Source organism: Nocardioides soli (genome assembly GCF_014191495.1).
Lineage (GTDB): Bacteria > Actinomycetota > Actinomycetes > Propionibacteriales > Nocardioidaceae > Nocardioides > Nocardioides soli.
Map to the genome: position 1 here is coordinate 295,737 of NZ_JACHWR010000003.1, position 25,601 is coordinate 321,337.

General features: G+C 73.0%; 24 protein-coding genes. 16 read left to right on the forward strand and 8 right to left on the reverse strand.

What is annotated here, in order from left to right; genetic code table 11:
* The first annotated feature begins 108 nt into the window (after positions 1–108).
* The gene (locus FHU40_RS20280) at positions 109–2,406 is read left to right on the forward strand and encodes a bifunctional metallophosphatase/5'-nucleotidase (protein WP_246391351.1); all 2,298 of its coding nucleotides are present in this window, start codon (positions 109–111) and stop codon (positions 2,404–2,406) included.
* A gap of 27 nt (positions 2,407–2,433) precedes the next feature.
* Here the strand turns inward: FHU40_RS20280 and FHU40_RS20285 are convergent, their stop codons facing one another.
* The gene (locus FHU40_RS20285) at positions 2,434–4,221 is read right to left on the reverse strand and encodes a glycoside hydrolase family 15 protein (RefSeq protein ID WP_183594170.1); all 1,788 of its coding nucleotides are present in this window, start codon (positions 4,219–4,221) and stop codon (positions 2,434–2,436) included.
* Between the two features lie 25 nt (positions 4,222–4,246).
* Here FHU40_RS20285 and FHU40_RS20290 point away from each other — a divergent pair, with 25 nt between their 5' ends.
* Both FHU40_RS20290 and FHU40_RS20295 read left to right on the forward strand, forming a co-directional pair.
* Positions 4,247–4,735, forward strand: coding sequence for a CinA family protein (locus FHU40_RS20290; protein WP_252274553.1), 489 nt, complete (start codon positions 4,247–4,249; stop codon positions 4,733–4,735).
* A gap of 42 nt (positions 4,736–4,777) precedes the next feature.
* Positions 4,778–5,080, forward strand: coding sequence for a helix-turn-helix domain-containing protein (locus tag FHU40_RS20295; RefSeq protein ID WP_183594172.1), 303 nt, complete (start codon positions 4,778–4,780; stop codon positions 5,078–5,080).
* 7 nt (positions 5,081–5,087) lie between these two features.
* Here FHU40_RS20295 and FHU40_RS20300 read toward each other — a convergent pair whose 3' ends face one another.
* The 3 genes from FHU40_RS20300 to FHU40_RS20310 all read right to left on the reverse strand — a co-directional run bounded on the left by FHU40_RS20300 (position 5,088) and on the right by FHU40_RS20310 (position 10,896).
* Positions 5,088–5,846, reverse strand: coding sequence for a DNA-formamidopyrimidine glycosylase family protein (locus FHU40_RS20300; RefSeq protein ID WP_183594173.1), 759 nt, complete (start codon positions 5,844–5,846; stop codon positions 5,088–5,090).
* Positions 5,839–10,410 carry an ATP-dependent helicase gene (locus tag FHU40_RS20305; protein ID WP_183594174.1) on the reverse strand — a complete coding sequence of 1,524 codons (4,572 nt, stop codon included), beginning with the start codon at positions 10,408–10,410 and terminating at the stop codon, positions 5,839–5,841. Before FHU40_RS20305 ends, FHU40_RS20300 begins: the two co-directional genes overlap by 8 nt.
* A gap of 105 nt (positions 10,411–10,515) precedes the next feature.
* Entirely contained in the window at positions 10,516–10,896 is a 381-nt protein-coding gene (locus FHU40_RS20310) for a Rid family hydrolase (RefSeq protein WP_183594175.1), read from the reverse strand.
* A gap of 198 nt (positions 10,897–11,094) precedes the next feature.
* On the opposite strand from FHU40_RS20310, the gene FHU40_RS20315 reads away from it, so the two are divergent.
* The 4 genes from FHU40_RS20315 to FHU40_RS20330 are packed head-to-tail and all read left to right on the forward strand — an operon-like array spanning position 11,095 to position 14,025.
* Positions 11,095–12,033, forward strand: a complete 939-nt coding sequence (locus FHU40_RS20315; RefSeq protein WP_425490197.1) for an ABC transporter ATP-binding protein — start codon at positions 11,095–11,097, stop codon at positions 12,031–12,033.
* Entirely contained in the window at positions 12,033–12,845 is an 813-nt protein-coding gene (locus FHU40_RS20320) for an ABC transporter permease (RefSeq protein ID WP_183594176.1), read from the forward strand. Before FHU40_RS20315 ends, FHU40_RS20320 begins: the two co-directional genes overlap by 1 nt.
* The gene (locus FHU40_RS20325) at positions 12,845–13,657 is read left to right on the forward strand and encodes an ABC transporter permease (RefSeq protein ID WP_183594177.1); all 813 of its coding nucleotides are present in this window, start codon (positions 12,845–12,847) and stop codon (positions 13,655–13,657) included. The genes FHU40_RS20320 and FHU40_RS20325 overlap by 1 nt, the downstream gene beginning before the upstream one ends.
* On the forward strand, positions 13,654–14,025 hold the full coding sequence (locus tag FHU40_RS20330) for a hypothetical protein (RefSeq protein WP_183594178.1): 372 nt from the start codon (positions 13,654–13,656) through the stop codon (positions 14,023–14,025). Before FHU40_RS20325 ends, FHU40_RS20330 begins: the two co-directional genes overlap by 4 nt.
* Here the strand turns inward: FHU40_RS20330 and FHU40_RS20335 are convergent.
* Positions 13,997–14,515, reverse strand: coding sequence for a GNAT family N-acetyltransferase (locus FHU40_RS20335; protein ID WP_183594179.1), 519 nt, complete (start codon positions 14,513–14,515; stop codon positions 13,997–13,999). The genes FHU40_RS20330 and FHU40_RS20335 overlap by 29 nt on opposite strands.
* A gap of 70 nt (positions 14,516–14,585) precedes the next feature.
* On the opposite strand from FHU40_RS20335, the gene FHU40_RS20340 reads away from it, so the two are divergent.
* The 9 genes from FHU40_RS20340 (at position 14,586) to FHU40_RS20380 (ending at position 22,382) form a co-directional block, all read left to right on the forward strand.
* Positions 14,586–15,731, forward strand: coding sequence for a class I SAM-dependent DNA methyltransferase (locus FHU40_RS20340; RefSeq protein ID WP_183594180.1), 1,146 nt, complete (start codon positions 14,586–14,588; stop codon positions 15,729–15,731).
* Positions 15,728–15,922: a DUF3046 domain-containing protein gene (locus tag FHU40_RS20345; protein WP_183594181.1), complete on the forward strand. Its 195-nt coding sequence runs from the start codon at positions 15,728–15,730 to the stop codon at positions 15,920–15,922. Before FHU40_RS20340 ends, FHU40_RS20345 begins: the two co-directional genes overlap by 4 nt.
* Positions 15,919–17,178, forward strand: a complete 1,260-nt coding sequence (locus FHU40_RS20350) for an MFS transporter (RefSeq protein WP_183594182.1) — start codon at positions 15,919–15,921, stop codon at positions 17,176–17,178. Before FHU40_RS20345 ends, FHU40_RS20350 begins: the two co-directional genes overlap by 4 nt.
* Positions 17,179–17,182: 4 nt before the next feature.
* The gene (locus tag FHU40_RS20355; protein WP_183594183.1) at positions 17,183–17,989 is read left to right on the forward strand and encodes an S-methyl-5'-thioadenosine phosphorylase; all 807 of its coding nucleotides are present in this window, start codon (positions 17,183–17,185) and stop codon (positions 17,987–17,989) included.
* Positions 17,990–18,374: 385 nt separating this feature from the next.
* Positions 18,375–19,424 (forward strand): recombinase RecA, encoded by a 1,050-nt coding sequence (gene recA, locus FHU40_RS20360; RefSeq protein WP_183594184.1) that lies wholly within the window; start codon positions 18,375–18,377, stop codon positions 19,422–19,424.
* A gap of 149 nt (positions 19,425–19,573) precedes the next feature.
* Complete coding sequence (locus FHU40_RS20365; protein ID WP_183594185.1) at positions 19,574–20,239, forward strand: regulatory protein RecX; 666 nt, start codon at positions 19,574–19,576, stop codon at positions 20,237–20,239.
* Positions 20,240–20,463: 224 nt separating this feature from the next.
* Entirely contained in the window at positions 20,464–21,186 is a 723-nt protein-coding gene (locus FHU40_RS20370) for a GNAT family N-acetyltransferase (RefSeq protein ID WP_183594186.1), read from the forward strand.
* Between the two features lie 51 nt (positions 21,187–21,237).
* Entirely contained in the window at positions 21,238–22,005 is a 768-nt protein-coding gene (locus FHU40_RS20375) for a HipA family kinase (RefSeq protein WP_183594187.1), read from the forward strand.
* A complete protein-coding gene (locus tag FHU40_RS20380) occupies positions 22,002–22,382 on the forward strand; it encodes a DUF3037 domain-containing protein (protein WP_183594188.1) in 381 nt (126 codons plus the stop codon). Before FHU40_RS20375 ends, FHU40_RS20380 begins: the two co-directional genes overlap by 4 nt.
* Here the strand turns inward: FHU40_RS20380 and FHU40_RS20385 are convergent.
* The 3 genes from FHU40_RS20385 to FHU40_RS20395 all read right to left on the reverse strand — a co-directional run bounded on the left by FHU40_RS20385 (position 22,375) and on the right by FHU40_RS20395 (position 25,560).
* Entirely contained in the window at positions 22,375–23,562 is a 1,188-nt protein-coding gene (locus FHU40_RS20385; RefSeq protein WP_183594189.1) for a fatty acid desaturase family protein, read from the reverse strand. The two genes, FHU40_RS20380 and FHU40_RS20385, sit on opposite strands and share 8 nt — an antisense overlap.
* 61 nt (positions 23,563–23,623) lie before the next feature.
* Positions 23,624–24,301 carry a response regulator gene (locus FHU40_RS20390; protein WP_183594190.1) on the reverse strand — a complete coding sequence of 226 codons (678 nt, stop codon included), beginning with the start codon at positions 24,299–24,301 and terminating at the stop codon, positions 23,624–23,626.
* The gene (locus FHU40_RS20395) at positions 24,298–25,560 is read right to left on the reverse strand and encodes a sensor histidine kinase (protein WP_183594191.1); all 1,263 of its coding nucleotides are present in this window, start codon (positions 25,558–25,560) and stop codon (positions 24,298–24,300) included. The genes FHU40_RS20390 and FHU40_RS20395 overlap by 4 nt, the downstream gene beginning before the upstream one ends.
* Positions 25,561–25,601: the final 41 nt, after the last annotated feature.

Below are 25,601 nucleotides of genomic sequence, written 5' to 3' on the forward strand. Positions count from 1 at the left end.
TTAGGGTGCTGGTCCGTCTCGGATCTCGGCTCTCTCGGAAAGGTCAGTCAGTTGCTCCCTTCCCCTCGGACCGGCAGGGGCGTTCGCGCCCTCGTCGCCGTGTCGTCCATGGGCCTGGTCTCCGCCGGGCTCGCCCTCGTCGCGGCGCCGGCGGGTGCCGCACCCGCCAGCCCGGTCGACGTGACGATCCTCGCGACCAACGACTTCCACGGCCGGATCAAGGCCAACGGAGCCGAGGCCGGCGCGGCCGCGATCGCCACCTACGTCAAGAACGCCAAGGCCGATGCGACGACCGGGCCCAACACCGTGTTCGCGGCCGCCGGTGACCTCATCGGCGCCTCGACCTTCGAGTCGTTCATCGCCCACGACAAGCCCACGATCGACGCCCTCAACGAGGCGAGGCTCGACGTGTCCGCGGTCGGCAACCACGAGTTCGACAAGGGGTACGCCGACCTCGTCGACCGCGTGATGAAGCCGTACGACGCGACCGCGAACCCCGAGGGCGGCGCCCAATGGAAGTACGTCGGCGCCAACCTCGTCGAACCCAACGGGGCCGACGCGATCAAGGCGTCGTGGACCGCCGAGCTCAGCAACGGCACACCCGAGACGACCGATGACGTCAAGGTCGGTTTCATCGGCGCCGTGACCGAGCACCTTCCCGAGCTGGTCTCGCCGGCCGGCATCCAGGGCCTCCAGGTGACGCCGATCGTGCAGGCCGTCAACGCCGAGGCGGCGGCCCTGAAGTCGGCCGGCGCCGACGCGATCGTGCTGCTGGTGCACGAGGGCGCGCCCAGCACCGACTGCGCCACGATGGCCGGCGACCCGGCGTCCGACTTCGGCAAGATCGTCACCGGTGTCAGCGCCGACGTCAACGCGATCGTCTCGGGCCACACCCACCTCGCCTACGACTGCGACCTGGCCAAGCCGGGCGGTGGCACCCGGCCCGTCGTGTCGGCCGGCCAGTACGGCTACAACCTCAACAAGCTGAAGCTGACGATCGGCACGGACGGCGCGGTGACCACGGCCCACAGCCTGGTGCCGCTGACGACCAAGAGCGGCGACACCTACACGCCGATCCCGGAGACCGTGCCGGCCGACCCGGCGACCAAGGCGATCGTCGACGCGGCCGTCGCGGCCGCGGAGGTCAAGGGCGCGGCGCCGCTGGGCAAGCTCGGCGGGGCCTTCTACCGCGCGTCGCGGCCGGTCGTGTCCGGCACCGGTGCCGAGGAGAACCGTGGCGGCGAGTCCACCCTCGGCAACCTGGTCGCCGAGGCCCAGCGCTGGGCGACCCGCTCGGCCACGACCGGCTCCGCCCAGATCGCCTTCATGAACCCGGGCGGGCTGCGGGCGGACATGCTCGGCAACAACGCCGGCGGCTATCCGGCCGTGCTGACCTACAAGCAGGCCGCCAACGTGCAGCCGTTCGCGAACACGCTGGTCAACATGAGGCTGACCGGCGCCCAGCTCCGAGCGGTCCTCGAGCAGCAGTGGCAGCCCGCCGGCGCGTCGCGGCCGTTCCTGCGGCTCGGCGTCTCGCAGGGCTTCACCTACACCTACGACCCGACGACCAAGAAGGTCACCGGCATGTGGCTGAAGAAGAAGCAGGTCGAGGACGCCACGTCGTACTCCGTCACGGTGAACTCCTTCCTCGCCTCGGGCGGCGACAACTTCGCGGCGTTCAAGGACGGCACCGGCCGCCGGGACACTGGCCAGACCGACCTCGAGGGCATGGTGGGCTTCATGGCCGCCAAGGGCGGCGGCAACGGGCTGCCGGTCAGCTACAAGCAGCGTGCGGTGGGCGTCACCCTGCCCACGGGCGCCCCGAAGGCATACCGGGCCGGCGACAGCCTGTCGTTCAAGGTCTCCTCGCTGGCCTTCACCGGCCCCGGCGACGTGCAGGACAAGCGCGTCGACGTCACCCTCGGCAAGACCAAGCTCGGCCGCGCCAAGGTCGACAACACCGTCGCGGCCGGCGCCACCGACGACGAGGCCGGCACCGCGACCGTGACGGTCCGGGTCCCCGGCGGCGTGAAGTGCGGGGTCCAGCAGGTCAAGGTGACCGGCGTCCAGACCAAGACCCAGGTCCTGGTGCCGGTGCGGTTCAAGGGCAACCGGCTCGACTCGAAGCTGACTGCGAAGCTGCACCCGAAGAAGGTCAAGGTGCGCCAGGGCCGGGTCCAGGTCCGGGTCAAGGTACGTGCCGCGGGCGCCCCGGCGGCCGGCAAGGTTCGGGTCCGCGCCGGGCACCGTCCCTACGTCGCCCGGCTGAACAAGAAGGGCGTCGCCACCTTCCGGCTGCTGCCGTTCAAGCAGACCGGGGTCAAGAAGGTGAAGGTCGCCTTCCTGCGCACCAACGCCCTCAAGGCCGACCACGAGGTGCTGACCGTGCGGGTGGTCCGCCGCTGATCGATGGGGGCCGGTCGGCCGGGGAGCTCACCCCGGTCGGCCGGCCCGCGCCTCGGCCAGGTCGGCGGCCGCGTGCACGAGCGCGAGGTGGCTGAACGCCTGCGGGAAGTTGCCGATCATCCTCCGGCCCGCCGGGTCGTACTCCTCCGACAGCAGGCCGACGTCGTTCGTGAGGTCGCAGAGCCGGTCGAAGAGCGCGGCGGCGTCGTCGACCCGGCCGGCCCGGGCGTACGCCGAGACCAGCCAGAACGAGCACGCGAGGAACGGGTGCTCGTCGCCGGCGAGGCCGTCGACGCCGGTGCTGGTGCGGTAGCGGAGCACCAGGCCGTCGCGGAGCAGGTCGCGCTCGATGGCCTCGATGGTGCCGAGCATCCGCGGGTCGTCGCCGTCGATGAAGCCGATCGTCGGCAGCACCAGTAGCGCGGCGTCCACCTCGGCGCCGCCGTAGTACTGCACGAACGTGCCGCGCTCGGCGTCGTACCCGTGCTCGAGCACCCGGGCGTGCACGGTGTCGCGCAGCCGCCGCCACTGGTCGACCGGGCCGTCGAGGTCGAACTCCTCGACCGCACGGACGGCCCGGTCGAACGCCGCCCAGACCATCGCCTGGGAGTGCGTGAAGTACTGCTGCGGGCCGCGGATCTCCCACAGCCCGTGGTCCTTGCGTCGCCACGTCGTCGCCAGGTGCTCGACGAGCGTGCGCTGGAGGGCCCACGCGTCGGCGTCGGCCCGGCCGGTCGCCCGACGGATCTGCTCGAGGCCGATCATCACCTCGCCGAGCACGTCGAGCTGGCGCTGCACGGCGGCGCCGTTGCCGATGCGCACCGGGGTCGAGCCGGCGTACCCCGGCAGGTGGGGCAGGGTGAACTCGGGGAGCCGGCGAGCGCCGTCGACGGCGTACATGATCTGGAGGTCGTCGGGGTCGCCGGCGACCGCCCGCAGCAGCCACGCCCGCCAGAGCCGTGCCTCGTCGGTGTGGCCGGCCCGGACCAGGGCGCCGATCGTCAGCGCGGCGTCGCGCAGCCAGCAGTAGCGGTAGTCCCAGTTGCGCTCGCCGCCCGGATCCTCGGGCAGCGACGTGGTGGGTGCGGCGACGATGCCGCCGGTCTGCTCGTCGGTGAGCAGGCGGAGGGTGAGCAGCGAGCGGAGCACCGCGTCGAGGCGGGGCAGGTCGGCGCGGCAGCGGTGTGCCCACCGCTGGCCCTCCCGGATCGACTCCGTGACGTGGTCCTCGGGCGGGTCCGTGACGGTCAACGGGGCCCACGAGGGCAGCCAGGTCGTGGTGAAGACCAAGTGGTCGCCGGCCAGCACGTCGAACTCGTCGGCATGGTGCCGGTCGACCGCGCCGGGCAGCCGCGGTCCGCGCAGCACCAGCCGGTCGGGCCCACCGGTCGCGGTGATCACCCGCTCGCCGGCGACCTCCGCCCGGCGTACCCACGGCACCACGGCGCCGTAGTCGAACCGGACGGTCCACTCGTGGCGGACCCGGACGGTGCCGCGAACGCCCACCACCGTGCGCACCAGGTCGGCGCGGCCGTCACCGCGGGGCATCGCGTCGGTGAGGGTGATCTCGCCGGTGGCGGTGGTGAACGTCGTCTCCAGTACGGTCGACTCGCCGACGTAGCGCCGGCGGACGTCGTACTCGTCGACCGGACAGAGCTGCCAGTGCCCGTGGTCGTCGCCGCCGAGCAGGCCGGCGAAGCAGGCGGGGGAGTCGAAGCGCGGCAGGCAGAGCCAGTCGACGGAGCCGTTCCTGCCGACCAGCGCGCCGCTGCGGCGGTCGCCCACCAGGGCGTAGTCCTCGATCGGCAGCGTCATGGCTCTGGACAGTAGCGTTGCTCCCGTGACGGACCTGGCGACACGCGTGCACCTCCTCCTGCGCGGCTCGGGTGGCACGGTGGCGACCGCCGAGTCGCTGACCGGCGGCCGGCTCGCGGTGGCGCTGACCGACACGCCGGGGGCGTCCGAGACCTACCTCGGTGGCGTCGTGACCTATGCGACCGAGCTCAAGAAGTCGGTGCTGGGCATCGACCAGCGGATCATCGACGACCACGGCGTGGTCTCGGCCGAGTGTGCGAGGGCGATGGCCTCCGGCGTGCGGGCGTTGACCGGGGCGGCGTTCGGCCTGGCGACCACCGGCGTCGCCGGGCCGTCCGAGCAGGAGGGCAAGGCACCCGGGACGGTGTTCGTGGGGATCGCCGGGCCCGGCGTGCTGGAGGTCGTGGCGCTCGAGCTCAGTGGCAAGCGCCAGCAGATCCAGGATCGGACCTGCACCGAGGCGCTCACGGCGTTGGAGCAGGTCTTGCGGCGGGAAGAAACGGCCCTCGGGTAGCGTTGGGCCCGACAGGTCTCGGCATCGGAGGGAGCGACGCGCATGGTGCTGGTTCGTCGAGTGCTCGGCGACGTGCTCCGCAGCCTGCGGATGCAGCGCGGTCTGACCTTGCGTGAGGTCTCCGCCGCGGCCCGGGTGAGCCTGGGCTACATCTCCGAGATCGAGCGCGGGCAGAAGGAGGCCTCCTCCGAGCTGCTCGCGTCGCTGTGTGCCGCGCTCGAGGTGCCGCTGTCCGATGTGCTGCGGGAGGTTTCCGACCTCGTGGCCGTCGAGGAGGCGGCTGCCGCGCTGATCCGGATCCCGGTGGCCACGCCGGCGGCCCCGGTGGTCACCTCGGCCGCCTGACCCGCCCTCACGAGCGCGTGGGCTGGCAGCTGGGGCACCAGTACGCCGTCCGCTCCGCACCGGCCCGCCCGAAGGCCGTCGTCGCCACGCGGCCGCCGCAGCGGCGGCACAGCCGCTGCCGGTAGACCCACATCCGGTTGGACCGGGACCACTCCTGGTCGAGCATCTGCCGGGCCCGGCGCACCATCCGCGGCAGGTCGGGCACCTCGCCGACCGGGGCGACCGGCGGGACGCCCATGACGAAGAGGACCTCGGCGGCATAGATCGTGCCGATGCCCGCGAGCAGGGTCTGGTCGCGCAGGGCCTCGAACACCGGTCGCTCCGGGTGCATCCGGAGCCGCCGCAGCGCCTCGTCCTCGTCCCAGTCCGGTCCCAGCAGATCGGGCCCGAGATGTCCGACGACCTCCGGCTCCCACTCGCGGGGCACGAGCTCGACGATCCCGAGCAGGTAGCCGACCGCCACCGGTCCGTCGGTCTCGAGCACCACGCGGATCTCGTGGGACCGGGGGTTCCAGCGCTTGCCGGGCTCGAAGACCCGCCACGACCCCTCCATCTTGAGGTGGGTGTGGAGGGTCACGGGTCCGTCGTCGCCGTCGATCCGGGTCAGCAGGTGCTTGCCCCGCGACACGGTCTTGACGACCGTGCCGCCCGCGAGGTCGGCGGTGGCGTGCCGCGGGACGCGGAGGTCGCTGCGGGTCAGCACCCGGCCGTCGAGCGCCTGCGCGAGCCGGCGGGCGGTACGGCGCACGGCGTCGCCCTCAGGCACCGGCGCCCCTGAGCCGGAGCCCGCGCGGGGTGGCGACGAACCCGGCCGCCTGGAGCGCGTCGCGCAGCGGCGTCGCCCCGGCGCCGAGGAGCTGCTCCCCGTCGGCCTTCTCGACGGTCATCCGGCCCAGCGACCCCTGCCGGGCGGCCTCGGCGAGTGCTGCAGTGGCCGGGCCGAGCCGGTCGGGGTCGTCGGACCAGGTGAGGAGGGTGCGACCACCGCGCTCGACGTACAGCGTGAGCCGCCCGTCGACGAGCACCACGATCGCGCCGGCCTTGCGGCCGGGCCGATGACCGCTGCCGGCCGCCTCGGGCCAGGGGAGCGCGGCGCCGTACGGGTTGGCCGGATCGGTGGCGGCCAGGGCGACCGCCGTGGGTTTGGCGTCGACGTCGACCTCGGAGAACGTGCGTAGCCGGTCGACCGATCCGGCCGTGCCGAACTGGGCGGCCCCGAGGCCGGCCACGAAGTAGCCGCGTCGACAGCGCCCGGACTCCTCGAAGGCCGAGAGCACCTTGTAGACCGCGGCGAACCCTCCCGGGAGCCGTTCGCTGGCCACGGCGCCGCGGGTGACCACGCCGTGGCGGTCGAGGAGCCGCTCCGCGACCGCGTGCGCGCGCCGGGTCGGATCGGTGTCGATCGGCGGCAGCAGCGCCCACCGGCCGGCGGTCTCGGGCGGCCCGGTGCGCGCGGGCATCCGGGCCCGGCCGCCGGTGGTGCTGGACATCCGGATCCGGGGTGGTGGGCGGCGGGTCCGGTGGGCCGGCGTGCCGCCGCGGGTCAGCGCCCGCAGCGGGGTCAGCGTGTCGTTGCTGATCCGGCCCGCCCAGACCAGGTCCCACAGCGCGGCCGAGAGCACTGCGTCGTCGCTGGACCCGACCGACTCGGCGAGCTGGCGGAAGAACCACGCGCCACCCGGTGCGAGCGCGTCGAGCACGGCCTGGTGGAGCTCACTGTGGTCGAAGGGGGCGGGCTCGGGCAGCGTCAGGGGAGCCTGGTCGGCGGTGTGCAGCGAGACCCAGCCGTCGGCGCCGGGCAGCGGCGCGTGCCCGGCCCAGACGACCTCGCCGGAGGCGGTGAGCTCGTCGAGGTACGCCGGCTCGTAGTCGCGCACGCGGCCGGCCAGCACCAGCGGCTCGAGCGCGGAGGCCGGGATCGCGCAGCCGGCGAGCTGGTCGACCGCGGACAGTACCCCGTCGACGCCGCGCAGGCCGCCACGGGACGTGACCACGTGCTGCCAGGCCGGCAGGAACCGGCCCAGCGTGTCGGGCTCGACCGGCTCGATCTCCTGGCGCAACCGGGCCAGGGAGCGGCGCCGGAGCCGGCGCAGCACCTCGGCGTCGCACCACTCGGTGCCCGAGCCGGCGGGCCGGAACTCGCCGTCGAGCACGCGGCCCTGGGCCGCCAGTCGCTGCAGGGTGTGGCGGACGACGGCGGCGCCGAGCCCGAGCCGGGTCGCCACGTCATCGACGGTGAAGGGGCCGTGCGTGCGGGCGAAGCGGGCGACCAGGTCCGCGAGCGGGTCGTCGACCGGTTCGGCGAAGGCGTCGGGGGTGCCGGGCGGGACGGGGACGCCGAGTCCGTCGCGGAGCCGGCCGACGTCCTCGACCGCGGCCCAGCGCTCGACGCCGGCCATCCGGACCTCGACGACGCGGCGACTGTCGGCGAGCGCGGTCAGCCAGGCCGCGACGTCGGCTCCGGGCGTGGAGCGCTCGGCGACCTCGTCGGTCGAGAGCGGTCCGAGCAGCCGGAGCAGGTCGGCGACCCCTTCGGCGCCGCGGGCGTGCCGGTCGGTGGCGGTGCGCTGGAGCTCGGCCTCGACCTCGGCGAGCACCTCCGGGTCGAGCAGCTCGCGCAGCTCGGCCCGGCCGAGGAGCTCGGCGAGCAGCCCCTGGTCGAGCGCGAGCGCGGCGGCGCGCCGCTCGGCGATGGGGGAGTCGCCCTCGTACATGAACTGGGCGACGTACCCGAAGAGCAGCGTGCGGGCGAAGGGCGACGGCTGGTGGGTCGCCACGTCGGCCACCCGGATCTCGCGCCGGTCGATGCCGCGCATCAGTGCCGTGAGCGAGGGCAGGTCGTAGACGTCCTGGAGACACTCACGGACGGCCTCGAGCACGATCGGGAAGGACGGGTACTGTGCGGCCACCTCGAGCAGCGCGGCCGAGCGCTGCCGCTGCTGCCACAGCGGCGAGCGGCGGCCGGGATCGCGGCGGGGGAGCAGCAGGGCGCGGGCCGCGCACTCGCGGAAGCGCGACGCGAAGAGCGCCGAGCCGCCGACCTCCTGGGTGACCAGGGCCTCGATCTCGTCGGGCTCGAACACGACGACGTCGCCGGCCGGGGGCTCGGCGTCGGTGTCGGGCACCCGGATCACGATGCCGTCGTCGGAGGCGACCGCCTGGCCGTCGACGCCGTACCGCTCCCGCAGGCGGGCGTTGATCGCCAGCGCCCATGGCGCGTGCACGGGCACGCCGTACGGCGAGTGCACGACCAGCCGCCAGTCGCCGAGCTCGTCGCGGAACCGCTCGACGACGAGGGACTGGTCGCTCGGCAGCAGGTTGGTGGCCTCCAGCTGCTCGTGGAGGTAGCCGACCAGGTTGCCGGCGGCGTACTCGTCGAGTCCGTCGGCCCGGGCGCGCTCCTCGGCACGCTCGCGGGGCAGGGCGGCGAGCTCGCGGGTGAAGGCGCCGATGGCCCGGCCGAGCTCGGCGGGCCGGCCGAGGGTGTCGCCCTTCCAGAACGGCAGCCGGCCGGGGACGCCGGGTGCGGGGGTGACCAGCACCCGGTCGTGGGTGATGTCCTCGATGCGCCAGCTGGTCGCGCCGAGGGCGAAGATGTCGCCGACGCGGGACTCGTAGACCATCTCCTCGTCGAGCTCGCCGACCCGCCTGCCGGTGCCCTCGCCCACCAGGTAGACGCCGAACAGGCCGCGGTCGGGGATGGTGCCGCCGCTGGTGACGGCGAGCCGCTGGGAGCCGGGGCGTCCGGTGAGCACGCCCGTGACCCGGTCCCAGACGATGCGCGGGCGCAGCTCGGCGAACTCGTCGGAGGGGTAGCGGCCGCTGAGCAGGTCGAGAGTGGCGTCGTAGGCGCTGCGGGGGAGCTGGGTGAACGGCGCGGTGCCGCGGACCAGCTCGTAGAGGTCATCGGCGGTCCAGGCGTCGAGCGCGGTCATGGCCACAATCTGTTGGGCCAGCACATCGAGCGGATTGGCGGGCACCCGCAGTGACTCGATCGCGCCGGTGCGCATCCGGTCGACCGCGACCGCGGTCTGGGCGAGGTCGCCGCGGTGCTTGGGGAAGAGCACGCCGCGGGAGACCTCGCCGACCTGGTGGCCGGCCCGGCCGACGCGCTGCAGTGCGCTCGCGACGCTCGGCGGGCTCTCGATCTGGACGACCAGGTCGACTGCGCCCATGTCGATGCCGAGCTCGAGGCTGCTCGTGGCCACCACGCAGGGCAGTCGGCCGCGCTTGAGGTCGTCCTCGATCAGGGCCCGCTGCTCCTTCGAGACCGACCCGTGGTGCGCCTTCGCGATGATCTGGTCGGCACCGTGGCTCTGCCCGGACTGCGCCATCACCTGCGCCGGCACGGTGGTTGAGGAAGGCGCGCTAGCGCCTGTCTCGAAACCACCGTCCTGCTCGAGGTCGCCGCCGGCCCGCTCGCTCGCGATCTCGTTGAGCCGCGCGGTCAGCCGCTCGGCCAGCCGGCGGGAGTTGGCGAACACGATCGTCGAGCGGTGCTGCTCGACCAGGTCGACCACCCGCTCCTCGACGTGCGGCCACAGGCTCTGGGAGCGCTGTGGGTCGTCGCTGTCCTCGGCGTAGTCGTCGGGGGCCGTCATGTCCTCGACAGGGACGACGACGCGCAGGTCCCACCGCTTCTCGCTCGGCGGCGCGACGATCTCCACGGGGGTGGAGCCGCCGAGGAAGCGGGCGACCTCGTCGAGCGGCCGCACGGTCGCCGAGAGGCCGATGCGCTGGGCGGGCCGGTCGAGGAGGGCGTCGAGCCGCTCGAGGCTGACCGCGAGGTGGGCACCGCGCTTGGTGCCGGCGACGGCGTGGACCTCGTCGAGGATCACGGTCTCGACGCCTCGCAGCGACTCGCGCGCCTGGCTGGTCAGCATCAGGAACAGCGACTCGGGGGTGGTGATCAGGATGTCGGGCGGGCTGGTGGCCAGCTTGCGACGGTCGGCGGCGGGCGTGTCGCCGGAGCGGACGCCGACGGTCACCTCCGGCATCGGGATGCCGAGCCGGTCGGCGGTGTGGCGGATGCCGGCCAGCGGCGCCCGGAGGTTGCGCTCGACGTCGACGCCGAGCGCCTTGAGCGGCGAGATGTAGAGGACCCGGCAGCGGTGCTGCTTGTCCTCGGGCGGCTCGGCGGTGAGCAGCCGGTCGAGGCCCCACAGGAAGGCGCTGAGCGTCTTGCCCGACCCGGTCGGCGCCACCACCAGCGCATGTCGACCCGCGCCGATCGCCTCCCACGCACCCGTCTGCGCGGGCGTCGGCTCGGCGAACGCCGCACCGAACCAGGCGCGGGTGGGCTCGCTGAACCTCTGGAGCGGGTCGGTCACCTCCCCATCCTCGCGCACCCCACCGACAGTCGAGTCGGGACTTCTGGTCGGAACTCCCGATGCGACCGAGTGGGGCCGGCGCGGCGACACCTGCCGGTCGGTGGGTCAGCCGATGACCGCGTCGAGCTCCATCTCGACCTTCCAGCGCGGGTCGAGCAGGCCGGCGACGACGACCATCGTGCTCGCGGGCCGGACGTCGCCGAAGACCTCGCCGTGGACGGCGCCGATCGCGTCGGCGTACGCCGCGTCCACGACGTACTGCCGGGTGCGGACGACGTCGGTCACGTCGCCGCCGAGCTCGGTCAGCGCGGCGAGCATGATCTCCCAGCAGCGACGGGCCTGGGTCGCGGGGTCCGGGTCGACGCTTCCGTCGGGCCAGACCGGCGCGGTGCCGCTGACGGCGACCGTGTCGCCGACGCGCACGGCCCGGCTGAAGCCGATGCTGGCCTCGAAGGGCGACCCTGACCTCGCGTGCTGTCGTTCCACGTGGCGACTCTAGGACGCCCAGGGGTGTCGTCTTCCCCAGGGGATGAGGGTGAAGCTGCGCCTCCCCGGTTGAGCTTGCCGGGGCGAGCGCAGGCCGATCCTCATCCCTTGATGAAGCCCCCGGCGCCGCGGTGGCCACGACTCCACCGATCCGGCACCAGAGGCGGATGTCGGCGCCGGGTTCTAGGGTCTTGATACGTGAGCACCGTCGACGCCGACTCCATGATCCACGCCGCCGGCCTGCGCAAGTCCTTCGGGAGCTTCGAGGCGGTGCGTGGCATCGACGTCGACGTACGCCGCGGCGAGGCGTTCGGCTTCCTCGGCCCCAACGGCGCCGGCAAGTCGAGCACGATGCGCATGGTGGCGGCGGTGTCCCCGGTGAGCGGCGGCACGCTGCGCATCCTCGGGATGGACCCTGCCACCGACGGCCCGCAGATCCGGGCGCGCATCGGGGTGTGCCCGCAGGAGGACACCCTCGACACCGAGATCACGGTCCGCGAGAACCTCTACATCTACGGCCGCTACTTCGGGCTCCCGCGCAAGGAGGTGCGCGAGCGCGTCGACGAGCTGCTGGAGTTCGTGCAGCTGACCGAGAAGGCCGGAGCGATGGTCGAGGATCTCTCGGGCGGCATGAAGCGCCGGCTGACGATCGCGCGCAGCCTGATCAACCGGCCCGAGGTGCTGCTGCTCGACGAGCCGACGACCGGGCTCGACCCGCAGGCCCGCCACGTCGTCTGGGACCGGCTGTTCCGACTCCGCCAGCAGGGCGTGACGCTGGTCCTGACGAGCCACTACATGGACGAGGTCGAGCAGCTCTGCTCGCGCCTGGTCGTGATGGACAAGGGCGTGATCGTCGCCGAGGGATCGCCGCTCGGCCTGATCGCCGAGCACTCCACCCGCGAGGTCGCCGAGCTCCGGTTCGCGGTGGGGGAGAACGAGTCGGCCGCGGGCAAGGTCGAGGACCTCGCCGACCGGGTCGAGGTGCTGCCCGACCGGCTGCTGCTCTACACCGCGGACGGCGAGGAGACCGTGGCCAAGGTGCACGAGCGCGGCCTCGAGCCGGTCGCGACGCTGGTACGCCGCTCCACGCTGGAGGACGTCTTCCTCCGCCTCACCGGCCGGACGCTGGTCGACTGATGGCCGCTCCCAGCCCCAGCACCGCGCCCGCCAACGATCTCGCGGGCGCCGGCCGGCTGTTCGACTACTGGCTGATCGTCTACCGCCGCACCTGGAAGGGCTCGGCGATCTCGTCGTTCGTCAACCCGCTCTTCTACGTCCTGGCGATGGGCGTGCTGCTCGGCGACTACATCGCCGGCGACCCCGGCCAGCTCGAGGGCGCGACGTCGTACCTCGCCTTCATCGCCCCGGGTCTGCTGGCCGGCCAGGCGATGCAGACGACGTTCGGCGAGACCACCTATCCGGTGATGGGCATGATCAAGTGGCAGCGGGTCTACTTCGGCATGACCGCCTCGCCGCTGAGCGTGCGGTCGGTGATCCTCGGCCACCTGGGCTTCGTGATGTTCCGGGTCGGGCTCGCGTGCGGGGTCTTCGTGCTGGTGATGGCGCCGTTCGGGGTCTTCGAGACGGTCTGGGGAGCGGTGCTGGCGTTCCTGGTGCAGTTCCTGGTCGGGCTCGCCTTCGCCACCCCGATCTTCGCCTTCTCCGCCGGGCTGAAGGACGAGAGCGCGTTCGCCCTGGTCTTCCGGCTCGGGATGATCCCGCTCTTCCTGTTCTCCGGTGCGTTCTTCCCGATCGAGAACCTCGACGGCTGGATGCAGGTGCTCGCCCGCGCCACGCCGCTGTGGCACGGCGTCGACCTGACCCGGATGCTCACCCTCGACACCGTCGACGGGTCCGCCGCGCTGGTGCATGTCGTCTACCTCGTCGTGCTCGCGCTGCTCGGCTGGCTCTGGGCCGTGCGCCGCCTGGGCCGGAGGCTGATGTCCTGATGGCCATCACCACGACCGCCGTCGCCCGCGCCGCGGCCCACCCCGTCGGGCCCGCGGAGGCCACCGGCCTGCTCGTCTACCGCAACTACCTGGCCTACCGCCGGGCCTGGTACATCTTCCTCACCGGCTTCCTGGAGCCGGTCTTCTACCTGTTCTCGATCGGCGTCGGCGTCGGGCAGCTGATCAGCGGCTTCGAGTTCAACGGCCAGGACATCCCGTACGCCGAGTTCGTCGCGCCCGGCATGCTGGCCGCCTCCGCCATGAACGGCGCCCTGCTCGACAGCACGTTCAACTTCTTCTTCAAGCTGAAGTACAACAAGCTCTTCGACCAGATGCTGGCCACCCCGCTGACCACGATGGACATCGCCCGCGGCGAGCTGAGCTGGTCGCTGCTGCGGGGCGGGCTCTACTCCGCCGGCTTCCTCGTGGTGATGGTCGCGATGGACCTGGTCTCCTCGTGGTGGGCGGTGCTCGTCGTGCCGGCGTCGCTGCTGATCGGGCTTGCGTTCGGTGGCGTGTGCATGGCGCTGACCACCTGGATGCGCTCGTGGCAGGACTTCGAGTGGGTGACGCTCGCGACGATGCCGATGTTCCTCTTCTCAGCCACGTTCTTCCCCGTCGAGGCCTACCCCACGGCGGTCCGGTGGGTCGTCGAGGTCACGCCCCTCTATCGTGGCGTCGTGCTGTGCCGTGAGCTCACGACCGGCGCCTTCTCGTGGGGCTCCCTGGTCTCGGTCCTGTACCTGGTCGCGATGGGCGTGCTCGGCCTGCTCGTCGTACGCCGCCGCCTCGACAAGCTGCTGCTCACATGACCCGCCACGCGATGCCGCGGCCCCACCCCCTCGTCGGGGTGCTGCTCGCGGTCACCTTCAGCCGGCCCCGCGTCGAGGTGACGGACTCGGCTCTCCTGGTCTCGCTGGGCTGGTCCTTCCGCGTCGCGGTCCCGCGCGCGGCGATCCAGGAGGTCGCCTCCGTGCCGTGGCGGCGCCTGAGCATCGGCGCCCACGGCTGGCGCGGCCGCTGGCTGGTCAACACCACCGGCGGCCCGCTCGTCCGGGTGCGGATCGACCCGGCCACCCCGGGCCGGATCCTCGGCGTCCCGATCCGGGTCCGCGAGCTCCTGCTCAGCATCGACGACGTCGACGCGTTCCTCACCGACCTCGGTTCGAATCCGGGCTGACCGCGAGCCGCAGCTCCCACAGCTCGGTGTCGATCCACCGGTCGAACTTCCGGCCGACGTCGTGCAGCACGCCGACCCGCTCGAAGCCGCAGGCCCGGTGCAGGCCCCGGCTGCCGGGGTTGGGCAGCGCGATCACCGCGACCGCCAGCCGCACGCCGTCGGAGCGCAGCCGCCCGAGGAGCTCGTCGTACAGCGCCCGGCCGACGCCCTCGCCCCGAGCCGGCGCCGCGAGGTAGACGGAGGTCTCGCGGGTGTGCCGGTACGCCGCCCGCGGGCGGTAGTCGCCCGAGTACGCATAGCCGACCACCGCGCCGGCGCGCTCGGCCACCAGCACGTGGTCACCGGGACGGGCCGACTCCAGGCGCTCGCGCCAGTAGCCGACGCCGGGCGGCTCGGTCGCGAAGGTCGAGATGCCGTGGCGCACCTCCTCGTCGTAGATCGCGGCGATCGCCGGCAGGTCGCCTGCGGTGGCGGAGCGGACCGTCGTCATGGCGCCATCTTCGCGGAGGGTGGCCGGATCTCCCGCGCGCGGGGCGCCGCCGGCCTGGGAGGATGAGGCCATGAACGTCGACGGGATCGTGCCCGACACCAAGGACTGGACCTGGGTCCTCGACCGGCCCTGCCCGGAGTGCGCCTTCGACGCCTCGACCGTCACGGTGGACCGGATCCCGGCCGTGATCCGCGACAACGCCACCACCTGGGAGGCCGTGCTGACCTGCGACGACGTGGCGGTACGGCCCGAGCCGGCCACCTGGTCGCCGCTGGAGTACGCCTGCCACGTCCGCGACGTCCACCTGCTCTTCGACGAGCGCGTCGCGCTGATGCTCGAGCAGGACGCACCCCGGTTCCGCAACTGGGACCAGGACGAGACGGCGGTCGCCCAGCGGTACGCCGAGCAGCGGCCGGCGACCGTGTCGGCCGAGCTGCTGGACGCCGCCGAGCGGGTCGCCGAGCGCTACGAGTCGGTCCCGCCGGGGGCGTGGAGCCGCCGCGGTCTGCGCGGCGACGGCAGCGAGTTCAGCGTCGAGAGCATCGGGCTCTACCACCTGCACGACATCGTCCACCACGCATGGGACGTGCGCGCCACGGTGGTCCGCGCGACGGTCGCGGCCTACGACGCCCACGCGGCGGCGTACGGCGAGGGCACCATCAGCCTGCCCGCCGAGGTCGCCGACGACATCGTCGCCTTCGCGATCGCCGTCGGGCCGCGCGGCCGGGTGCTCGAGATCGGCAGTGCCACCGGCCGCGACGCCGCCGCGCTCGAGGCCGCCGGCCTCGACGTGCGCCGCACCGACATCACGGCGGGCTTCGTCGAGCTGATGCGCGCCGCCGGGCAGCGCGCCGACCGCCTCGACCCGCTCACCGACGACCTCGCCGACCCCGAGCGCCCGGGTATGCCGTACGACGGGGTGTGGGCGAACGCCTGTCTGCTCCACGTCGACCGAGCCGACCTGCCCCGGCTCCTGGAGCGGCTGGCCGCGGCCACCCGCCCGGCCGGGCCGCTGGCACTGACCCTCAAGGAGGGCGACGGCGAGGCGTGGTCCACCCACGGCCACGTCGGGGCGCCGCGGCGCTTCGTCTTCTGGCGCGAGGCGGAGCTGCGCACGGTGCTCGACGCCGCCGGCTGGCGGGTCGAGGCGGTGCGGCAGAGCCGCAGCGCGCGCACCGGCGAGCCGTGGCTCGACGTGCAGGCGGTGCGTGCATGAGGCACACCGAGTTCTGGGCCCGGATGGACGACGCGCTGGGTGCGGCGTACGCCCGGTCCTGGGCGGGCAGCTTCGTGATCGGCGAGCTCGGCGGCCGCACCGCCGCCGAGGCGCTCGATGCGGGAGTGCCGCCCAAGGAGGTCTGGGCCGCGGTCTGGCGGACCCTCGAGCTGCCGGCCTCCCAGAAGTGAGCGCCCCGGCCCGGGTCGAGCCAGACCTGGCGGCGATCCAGCGGCGCACGATCCGCACGCTCGTCGTCGCCCAGGCGGTGGGCGCGATCGGCATCACCATCGGCATTGCCACGGCGTCGCTGCTCGCGCGCGACATCTCCGGCTCGGAGAGCCAGGCCGGCCTGGCCCAGACCTTCCAGGTGCTCGGCGCCGCGGTGGCGTCGTACCTCCTCGCCCGGGTGATGGCGATCCGCGGCCGCCGGATCGGCCTGGCCGCGGGGTACCTGATCGGTGCCGCCGGCGCCGTCCTGGCGGTGGTGGCCGGCGTCCTGGACTCGATGGTCGTGCTGCTCCTCGGGGCGGTCCTGCTCGGCGCGACGACCGCCGCCAACAGCGGGGCCCGGTACGCCGCCACCGACCTCGCGGAGGACGCCCACAAGGGGCGTGCGCTCTCGACGGTGGTCTGGGCGACCACGATCGGGGCGGTCGCCGGCCCCAACCTGACCGGCCCGTCCGGTGCGCTCGCCGACACGATGGGGATCCCCGAGCTGACCGGGCCGTTCGCGCTCGGCAGCATCGGCATGCTGGCGGCCGCGCTGGTCGTGTGGGGGCTGCTGCGTCCCGACCCGTTGCTGGTCGCGCGCGAGGCGGCGGGCGTGGCACCCGAGGCCCCCGCTGGTACGGCGTGGTCGCGGGCGGTGGCCGCCACCCGTGAGCGCCCGGTGCTCGCGTTCGCCGTGCTCGGCATGGCGTGCGCGCACGCCGCGATGGTCGGCGTCATGGTGATGTCGCCGCTGCACATGGAGCACGGCCACGCGGAGCTGCGCGTGATCGGTCTGGTGATCAGCCTGCACGTGCTCGGCATGTTCGCCTTCTCGCCCCTGGTCGGCATGCTCGCCGACCGCACCGGGCGCCCGACCGTGCTGGTCGAGGGCGCGGTGCTGCTGCTGGCCGCGATGGTGCTGTGTGCGAGCGCCCCGGAGGGTTCGTCGTGGCAGATGTTCACGGGGCTGTTCCTGCTCGGCCTGGGCTGGTCGTTCGCGACCGTCGCGGCCTCGACCCTGATCGCCCAGCACGCGCCGATCGACGCCCGCACCGACGTGCAGGGGGCCGCCGACCTGGTGATGGGGCTGACCGCGGCGGGCGCCGGCGGGCTGGCCGGGGTCATCGTCGGCGTGTGGGGCTACCCGGAGCTCGCGATCTGCTCGATCGGACTGGTCGTGCTGGTCGCGATCGGCGGGTTCGGGGCGCGCGCCACGACGCGGCTGGCAGGCTGAGGCCATGAGCTTCGCGGAGGTGGCGGTGATCGGCGGCACCGGCTTCTACTCGTTCCTCGACGACTACGAGGAGCATCCCGTCGAGACGCCGTACGGCGCGCCCTCGGCGCCGGTCGCGGTCGGCACGCTGGCCGGCCGGCGGGTGGCGTTCCTGCCGCGGCACGGTCCGCACCACGAGCATCCGCCGCACGCGATCCCGTACCGCGCCAACCTCTGGGCGCTGCGCGCCCTCGGCGTCCGCCAGGTGCTCGCGCCGTGCGCGGTGGGCGGGCTGAGCGACGCGGTGGCGCCCGGCGACCTGGTCGTCCCCGACCAGCTGGTCGACCGGACGTTCCGCCGGGTCCCGTCGTACGTCGAGCGCGGGGCGGTCCACCTCCCGTTCGCCGACCCCTACTGCCCGGGCGTCTCCGGCGCGCTCGCCGCCGCCGACCCGGAGCTGAAGGTCGGGGGAGCGATGGTCGTCATCGAGGGTCCGCGCTTCTCGACCCGGGCGGAGTCGCGCCACTACGCCGACCAGGGCTGGACGCTGATCAACATGACCGGAGCGCCCGAGGCGGCCCTCGCCCGCGAGCTGCGGATGTGCTACGCCCCGGTCGCGCTCGTCACCGACATGGACGCCGGCGCGGAGGTGGGGGACGGCGTGGACCAGGAGGAGGTCGTCGCGTTGTTCCGGGCCAACCTCGAGCGGCTCAGCGGCCTGCTCGCCCGCGCGATCGAGGGGCTGCCCGACCCGCGCGGGTGCGGCTGCTCGACGTGGGCCGACGGCGTCGAGCTGACCTACGAGGTGCCGGGCGGCATCGGACCCGGGTGACACACGGGTGGGCGGCCCCGCTGGTGCACCCATCGGATCGGGGGGCCTCAAGGGTCACACCAGCACCTCCGCTCCCACCTGGCGGCCGAGAGCCGCACGACACGCCGCATCAGCTCGGCGCGCCGTGCGGGTTTCGGCTGCCGGCAGCCGAAACCCGCACGACGACCACGACCACGACCACGGCGACGCCGCGCCGCGGCCCCGAATCCGCAACACGCCGGACCGCGCTGCCGACATCGAACAGATGTTCGGGCTAGGTTGTGTCCACAGGCACGACGCGGACGAGGTTCTCCACAGGTTCGACGGCGCTGATCAGGCACTGTCGGTGGCTCGCTCTAGCGTCGCCGATGTGCCTGGAACCCGACGAGAGACGAGGAAGAAGACCATGGCTGGTGGAGACCGCGAGAAGGCCCTCGACGCCGCGCTCGCCAACATCGAGCGGCAGTTCGGCAAGGGGTCGGTCATGCGGCTCGGCGACGAGAGCCGGGCACCGCTCGAGATCATCCCGACCGGATCGATCGCGCTCGACGTGGCGCTGGGCCTGGGTGGCCTGCCCCGCGGCCGCGTGGTCGAGATCTACGGCCCGGAGTCGTCGGGTAAGACGACGGTCGCCCTGCACGCGGTGGCCAGCGCCCAGGCCGCCGGCGGCATCGTGGCCTTCATCGACGCCGAGCACGCGCTCGACCCGGAGTACGCGAAGGCCCTCGGCGTCGACACCGACGCGCTGCTGGTCTCCCAGCCCGACTCCGGTGAGCAGGCGCTGGAGATCGCCGACATGCTGGTCCGCTCCGGCGCGCTCTCGCTGATCGTCATCGACTCGGTGGCCGCGCTGGTGCCCCGGGCCGAGATCGAGGGCGAGATGGGTGACAGCCACGTCGGCCTCCAGGCGCGCCTGATGAGCCAGGCGCTGCGGAAGATGACCGGTGCGCTCAACAACTCCGGCACCACCGCGATCTTCATCAACCAGCTGCGCGAGAAGATCGGCGTGATGTTCGGCTCGCCCGAGACCACGACCGGTGGCCGGGCGCTGAAGTTCTACTCCTCGGTCCGGCTCGACGTGCGCCGCATCGAGACGCTCAAGGACGGCACCGACATGGTCGGCAACCGCACGCGCGTCAAGGTCGTGAAGAACAAGGTGGCCCCGCCGTTCAAGCAGGCCGAGTTCGACATCATGTACGGCAAGGGCATCAGCCGCGAGGGTGGCCTGATCGACGTCGGTGTCGAGGCCGGCCTGGTCCGCAAGGCCGGCGCTTGGTACACCTACGAGGGCGATCAGCTCGGCCAGGGCAAGGAGAACGCGCGCAACTTCCTGCGCGACAACCCCGACCTCGCCAACGAGCTGGAGAAGAAGATCCTGGAGAAGCTCGGCGTGGGCCCGCAGGTCGACCAGGAGGCACCGCTCTCCGACGAGCCGATCGGCGTCGACTCCTTCTAGTGATGGTTTCGAGGCTCGCAAGCTCGCACCTCAACCCAAGGGTTTCGAGGCTCGCGGCCTCGCACCTCAACCACCGTCATGTCGGTGGTTGAGGTGTGAGGGCCGCCAGGCCCGAGCCTCGAAACCCAGCGACCCAGGAGAGCAAGCCCATGACTCTCGACGAGGACCGGCCGCCGCCGGAGTGGCTCGGGGACGTCTCGACCGGGGTGGACGCCTGGACCAAGCGCGCAGCCGCCCCGCCCCCCGAGGACACCACGGCGCAGGGCCCCTTCGAGACGGTTGCTGCGCAACCTCCTCAGGAACCACCGGACGCCGACCCGGAGGCGGTGGCCCGCAAGATCCTGCTCGACCAGCTCACCGGACAGGCGCGCAGCCGCCAAGAGCTCGCCGACAAGCTGGCCAAGAAGCACGTGCCGGACGAGATCGCCGGCCGTCTGCTCGACCGGTTCGAGGAGGTCGGCCTGGTCGACGACGACGCGTTCGCCCGGTCCTGGATCGCCAGCCGTGGCCCCGCGGGGGCGGGTGGCAAGGGCCTGGCCCGGCGGGCGCTCGCCCAGGAGCTGCGCCGCAAGGGCGTCGACGACGAGACCGCCCGAGAGGCGCTCGACGAGATCGACCCGACCGACGAGGAGGAGACCGCCCGGGCCCTGGTGCGCAAGAAGCTGCGGTCGCTGCAGCGCGTCGACGACGCCACCGCCACCCGGCGCCTGGTCGGCATGCTCGCCCGCAAGGGCTACGGCTCCGGGATGTCGTTCGCCGTGGTGCGCGACGAGCTGGCGGCCGCCGGCCGCGAGTCGGCGGACCAGCACGCCTAGTGTCGTGCGTTGGAAGTTGTGGCACGGTTGGCGTGCTCACGGTGCGTGCGCTGCAAGGCGCCGGAGCGCAGCCATACCCGCTCGTCTCGCAAGCGACGGCAACGCCGCAGAGTGCGTGCCATGGGTGCGCGAAGCGCACCAGAACTTCTGACGCACGACGCTAGGGCCGGTCGATCGGCGCGAGGCTGTTCCCCGATCCCCATGCCACCCGGCACAATGCCGCGATGAGCCACCCCATCGCCGACGCACCGGTCCGCGTGGTCGTCCACGACCGGGGCCGCGACCTGAGCGGGGTGGTGCGGCCGGACGAGTCCTGGGCCGCAGCCGCGCGGCGTACCTGCGCCAGCATGCACGCCGAGCCGGTGCCGGGCGACCTGTCCGGGCAGGTCAAGGAGTTCGTGGTCGACCACGACGAGCGGGTCGCGGTACGCGCGATGACCCGCGGTGACCTGGGCGACCTGCTGCGCTGGCGGCAGTCCGACCACGTGGCCCGTTGGTGGGCCTCGGAGGGCGAGCCGACGGCGGCCCTGATCGAGGCGCGCTACGGGCCCCGGATCGACGGCCGGAGCGCCACCCGGATGTGGGTGGCGGAGGTCAACGGCCGGTCGGTGGGCTTCGTGCAGGACTACCGGGTCGGCGACTACCCCGACTACGCCGTGCTCGGGCCGGATCCGGACGCGATCGGCGTCGACTACGCACTGGCCGAGGAGTGGAGCGGCCGCGGCCTCGGCGTGCGGGTGCTGTGGGCGTGGATGCGGCGCGCCCGGAGCCGGTTCCCCGAGGCGACGACGTACTTCGCCGCGCCCGACCACCGCAACGCCGCCTCGCTGCGGATGCTCGCGAAGGCGGGCTTCGAGGCGGGCCTGTGGTTCGACGAGCCCCAGGAGGACGGCAGCGTCGACACGGTCGTCGGCTGCACGCTCGACGTACGCCGGGTGCTCGGCTGACCTGCCGGTGGCGCGACTCCGGAGCACGCCGTCTCATCTAGGGTTTGGGTCGTGATCCCGACCGTCGCCGTGACCCGCTACGTCACTCCGCTGCGCGAGGGCGGCAGCCTGCCCGGCATCGTCGAGGGCGACGACCTCGGCACCTACGTCTGCAAGTTCCGCGGCGCCGGCCAGGGCCTGCGCGTGCTGGTCGCCGAGGTGATCGTGGGCGAGCTGGCGCGGCGCATCGGGCTGCGCACGCCGCGGCTGGTCGCGCTCGAGCTGGACCCGGAGATCGCCCGCTACGAGGCGGACGAGGAGGTGCAGGACCTGCTCAACGCCAGTGCCGGGCTCAACCTCGGGATCGACTTCCTGCCCGGGGCGTTCGGCTACGACGCCGAGGTGCCCGCCGGGGACGGCGTCGGCGCGAAGATCCTCTGGCTCGACGCCTTCACCGCGAACGTCGACCGCTCGTGGCGCAACCCCAACCTGCTCGTCTGGCACGGCGACCTGTGGGTGATCGACCATGGCGCCTGCCTGTACTTCCACCACGCCTGGGCGGGCGGGGTGACCGACCCGGGCCGGTTCGCCGAGCAGCGCTGGAGCCCCGACGACCACGTGCTGCTCGCGCACGCGCCCGACCTGCCGGCCGTCGACGCCGAGCTCGGCGACCTGCTCACCGCGGAGGTCTTCGCCGAGGTGCTGGCCGAGGTCCCCGATGAGTGGCTCGGGCCGGTGCCCGGCGCGGACTCACCCGACGCGCTGCGCGCGGCCTACGCGGCGTTCCTGACCGCACGGCTCGGCACCCGCCAGTGGCTGCCGGTGGTGGCGCGCCGATGAGCAAGCTCGCCTACCAGTACGTCGTGCTGCGTTGCGTGCCCCGCGTCGACCGCGAGGAGTTCGTGAACGTCGGTGTCGTGCTCTACTGCCACGCGACCGACTTCCTGCGGGCGGCGTGGCACGTCGACCGCGACCGGCTGCGGGCGCTCGACCCGCGGTTGGACCTCGACCAGGTCTGCGAGGCGCTGGAGTTCATCGAGGGCGTGTGCGCGGGTGACCAGCGCGGGGGAGCGGCGGCGGAGCGGCCGTTGAGCCAGCGGTTCGGGTTCGTGAAGGCGCCCCGCAGCACCGTGATCCAGCCCGGGCCGGTGCACGGTGGGGTCACCACCGATCCCGAGCGCCAGCTCGAGCACCTGCTGGAGCAGTTGGTCAGCTGACGGCCGGAGCGAGCGCCGGCCGCGCGGGCCGGGCTGCGACGGCCAGCCGCCGCAGCTGGGGCAGCAGGTTGCGTCGGTTGGTCTCGGCCAGCCAGCCGTTGGGCAGCGACAGGCGCACGACCTTGTGCCACGCGCTCGCGACCTGACGCACCAGCGGTCGGGAGTTGTAGGGCAGGTCGAACCGGGCGAACACCTCGCGCACGCGCGGCGCCACCTCGATGTACCGGTTGCTCGGCAGGTCGGGGAAGATGTGGTGCTCGATCTGGTGGGAGAGGTTGCCGGTCATCAGGTGCAGCAGCCGGGACCCGGAGATGTTCGCCGAGCCGAGCATCTGGCGCAGGTACCAGTGCCCGCGGCTCTCCCGCTCGTCGAGCTCGGCCTGCTCGAAGGTCGCGACCCCCTCGGGGAAGTGGCCGCACATGATCACCGAGTGGCTCCAGAGGTTGCGCGCCAAGTTGGCGGTCGCGTTCGCGGCCAGCGTCGAGCGCCAGGCCCGCCCGGAGAGGGCGGGGTAGACGACGAAGTCCTTGGCCAGTTGCCGGCGCACCTTCGCCAGGGCGACCTTGACCTCGGCCTTCTTCTCCGTGCTCATCTGCCGCTTGTCGCGCAGATGGTCGCCGAGGTCGAGATCGAACATCGTGATGCCGTACTCGAAGATGCACGCTGTCACGAAGTTCCACGCCGGCTGCACCAGGTAGCGGGGCTTCCACTCCTGGGCCTCGTCGACGCGCATGATGCCGTAGCCGAGGTCGTTGTCCTTGCCGAGGATGTTCGTGTACGTGTGGTGGGTCTCGTTGTGGGCGCGCTTCCACTGGGCGGCCGGGGAGGTGTGGTCCCACTCCCAGGTGCTCGAGTGGATCTTCGGATCGCGCATCCAGTCCCACTGACCGTGCAGCACGTTGTGCCCGATCTCCATGTTGTCGAGCACCTTCGCGACGCTCAGCCCGGCCGTGCCGGCGACCCAGGCGAGCCGGTTGCGGCTGCCGAGCAGCAGCGCCCGGCTGCCGAGCTCGAGGATCCGCTGCACCCGGACCAGCCGGCGGATGTAGGCGGCGTCCGAGGCGCCGCGGGAGTCGAGGACGTCCTGGCGGATCCGGTCGAGCTCCGCGCCGAGGAGGTCGACCTCCTTCGAGGTGAGCCCGCCGGGGATGGTCGCGGGACGCTCGAGCAACGCGGTCATGTTTCAAGGTACCGCGCCGGGCGGGCGGGTACTGATTCGGCGTCGATGTCGGTCACGGAGGTCAGCGCGCGGCCAGGCCGTGCTCGTGGGCGAAGACCACGATCTGCACCCGGTCGCGCAGCCCGAGCTTGCGCAGGATCGCGCCGACGTGGGTCTTGACGGTCGACTCGCTGAGGAAGACCCGGCCGGCGATCTCGCCGTTCGACAGGCCCGCGGCGACCGCCGCGAACACCTCGCGCTCCTTCTCGGTCAGCGAGAGGTACGCCGCGGGCGGCGCCGTTGGCGCCCGGAACTGGCTGTCGAGCAGCGTCGACAGGTCGGTGGGCGCGAGCACCGCGTTGCCCGCGTGCACGGTGCGGATCGCGTCGCGCAGCATGACCGGCGTGGTGCCCTTGAGCAGGAAGCCGCTGGCGCCGTACCGGATCGCGGCGGCGGCCCGGTCGTCGAGGTTGAACGTCGTGAGCACCACGACCCGGACCGGCCGCTCCCGGCGCGCGGCGCGGTCGGGCAGGAAGATCTGGCGGGTTGCCTCGACGCCGTCCATCTCGGGCATCCGGATGTCCATCAGCACGACGTCGGGCGAGAGCTCGTCGACCAGCTGGACGGCCTCGATGCCGTCGGCGGCGGCGCCGACCACCTCCATGCCCTCCTGCGCGTCGACGATGACCCGGACGCCCTCGCGGAAGAGCTCCTGGTCGTCGACGAGCAGCACCCGGATGGGCTCGGCCGGCGTGCTCATCGCGACCTCACCGGCACCCACGCCGTCGCGGTGAAGGTCGGCGGATCGGTGCGCCGGCGTACGTCGAGCCGGCCGCCCACCGCCTCGAGCCGGCGGCGCATGCCGTCGATGCCCTGGCCCCCGGAGACCGTCGGGTCGCCGGCATCGGGAGGCTCGGCGGGGACGGCGAGCGGCCGGGTCTCGTCGGTGGTGGTGTCGATCGTGTTCTGCACCTCGATGCGCAGGTCGCCCTCCCAGTGTCGCTCGACCAGCACCGGCCGGTCGCGCCGGCCGTGCTTGATGGCATTGGTCAGCATCTCCTGGAGCACCCGGAAGGCCACCACCTCGAGCTCCGGCGGCATCGGGTGCGGGGTACCGACCTCGGTGGTGACCACCTCGTGGCCGCTCGCGCGCACGCCGTCGACGAGGCTGTCCAGGTCGGCGTGCCGGGCGCGCGGTGCGGGGACGCCGGAGGTGTTCGCGGCCGTGGATGCCAGCACCTGCCGGACGTCGTCGAGCGAGCTGCGCGCGGAGGTCGCGATGTTCTCCATGGTCTGCTTCAGCCGCTGGGTGTCGGCGTCCTCGAGGTACTGCGCCGACTCGGCCTGGGCGAGGATCACCGCCAGCGAGTGTCCGACGACGTCGTGCACGTCGCGGGCCAGCCGAGCCTGCTCCTCTCGCAGCTGCGCGATCTCCTCGGCCTGGTCGCGCTCGGCCTCGGCGACCACCTGGGAGGCCCGCGACTGCTGCGCCCGCGCCGAGAACCGCAGCGCCAGTCCGGCCAGCCACGGCACGCCGAGCACCGCCATCCCGGCGACCGCGGCGGTGACCTGCCAGCGGTCGCCGAAGCGCGAGGTCTGGTCGACGAGGGCCTGGAAGCCCGCCGTGTCGAGTGCGGCGTAGAAGACCCCCGAGTCGATCCAGTAGACCGTGATCACGGCGGCCAGCGGGATCGACATGGCGCTGAGCCAGACGGTGCCGGCGCTGCCCCAGCGGGCGGTGCCGAAGGCGACCGCGGCGATCGCCAGCTCGATCATCAGCAGCTGGGTGCCGGTGACGACCTGCATCGCGCAGACCACCCACACCACGGCGAGGGCGGCCGCCGGCAGGTGCCGGGAGAGCGACACCGCGATCGCGATGCCGACCACGACCAGCAGCAGGGCGGGGCGCGGGTCGCCGACGTAGTAGTACGGGTCGATGTTGAAGACCTCGAGCACCCCGAGGAGGAGCACGAGCAGGCCCGCGCCGAGGTCGGGCAGCCACGGGCGCCAGGCGGTCATGGCGCGGCCACGGCGCACGAGGGACCGGTCACGATGGTCCA